This window comes from Bradyrhizobium sp. 23AC (assembly GCF_054863025.1).
The window spans coordinates 1-272 of sequence record NZ_JAVAYN010000152.1 but is presented as its reverse complement, the minus strand read 5'-3'; the positions used below and the strand labels follow the sequence as shown (position 1 = coordinate 272).

The following is a 272-nucleotide window of genomic DNA, read 5'->3' as shown; positions in this document are numbered from 1 at the left end:
ACGCCTGCGACCTGGCTCGACAGGCTCTGGGTGGTCTCGGCAGTGCGAGTCAGCGTGGAGGCCGCCGATTCCAGCTGCACGGCCGAGGCCGAAACGTTGGAGACGATGGCGCCGACCGCGCTCTCGAAATCATCGGCGAAGCGGATCAGCTCGGAGCGGCGGCTTGCGGCCTGCTCCCTGTTCTGGGCTTCGCTGGCAGCGGCATCGCGCTCGGCTTTTGCCACGGCTTGAACCTTGAACTCCTCGACCGCACCGGCCATCTCGCCGATCTC

Annotated in this window: 1 pseudogene; it reads right to left on the bottom strand. The window is 67.3% G+C overall.

The window, feature by feature from the left end:
• Nucleotides 1–272: pseudogene (locus RAD10_RS41875) on the bottom strand (methyl-accepting chemotaxis protein); the annotation flags it as partial.